A 1,111-nucleotide genomic window follows, 5' to 3' on the forward strand; every position below is an offset into this window, starting at 1 on the left:
GCGGGCCCCACACCAGCCGGTCCAGCACCGACAGGGCCTCCATCGGCGCGGTGTCCAGCAGGGCCGCCATCCGCGTACGGTCCGTGAACAGCTCGGTGAGGGAGGCGACGGCCGAGACCGGGTCGTGCGTGCTCGGCAGCCACGCGGCGGTCAGGATCTCCTGCAGCCGCGTCGGCGACATGCCGACCGTGGCCTCGGCGACGGTCGGTCCGAGCCCGGTCGGCGAGGGGTGGGTGGGGGAGGGGGCCAGGATCTCCCGTGCGGTGCGGACCAGCCGCAGCCGGTCGTCGTCGCCCCAGATCAGCGCCTGGTCGCGGAGGGTCGCCACGGCGGTGGCGACGGCCTGCGCGATCCGCTCGTCACCCTCGTCACCGGTGAGCAGCGCGCGCAGCGTGTCGTACTCGGCGGGCTCGGGGGCGACGGCGAGCGCCTCGGCGGTCTGCAGCGTGAACCGGTCGAGCCGCTCCAGCGCGCGTACGACGGACGCGCGGGTGCCGGCCCGGGTCGCGAGCTGCGAGATGTCGTTCGGCACGGGCGACAGCAGGTCGGGCCGCGCGCGCAGCAGGGCGGTGAGTGACTCGTCCCCCCGGCCGCGCAGGGCCTCCGCGAGCGTGCGCGGTGGCGTACCGCCGGTTCCTTGTGACACGTGCGCCTCCTGTTCGGGCTCGCTGGTTCCCCATCCGCCCCAAGGTAGCCCCTCGGCGGGTCCCGGCCCGCGCGCCGCCGTCGCGCGGGGGGCCCGTACCGGCCGTCACGGGCTGGACGTACGGGGATGACTCCGACACCATCGCGAGCGGACGTCATGTGTGAAGTGGTCTGTGCGGAGGGCTGTGTGGGGATCGAGAGCGATCAGCTCGTCTACGACTATCTGAGCCGCGTCGGGGATGTGGCCCAGCAACAGCAGCTGCCTTCCGGGACCCGGATGAGACTGGTCTCGACCCTGCGCAACGAGATCGACCGGCAGCGCGGCAAGTTCGGCAGCGACAACCCCGCGTCCGTGCGCCGCATCCTGGGCCGCCTCGGTGAGCCGGACGAGGTGGTGCGCGCGGCGACCGGAGCGGGCGACGGCGGCGCCGTCACGTACTCACCGCCCCCCGAGCCGCCCGCGCCC

2 pseudogenes are annotated in these 1,111 nt (G+C 74.5%); one reads left to right on the forward strand and one right to left on the reverse strand.

The features are described from left to right. A pseudogene (locus tag HY68_RS13225) lies at nt 1–646 on the reverse strand (DNA-binding protein); the annotation flags it as partial. A gap of 186 nt (nt 647–832) precedes the next feature. On the opposite strand from HY68_RS13225, the pseudogene HY68_RS13230 reads away from it, so the two are divergent. Continuing rightward, nucleotides 833–1,111: pseudogene (locus HY68_RS13230) on the forward strand (hypothetical protein); the annotation flags it as partial.

This window comes from Streptomyces sp. AcH 505 (assembly GCF_000818175.1).
Taxonomy (GTDB): Bacteria; Actinomycetota; Actinomycetes; order Streptomycetales; family Streptomycetaceae; genus Streptomyces.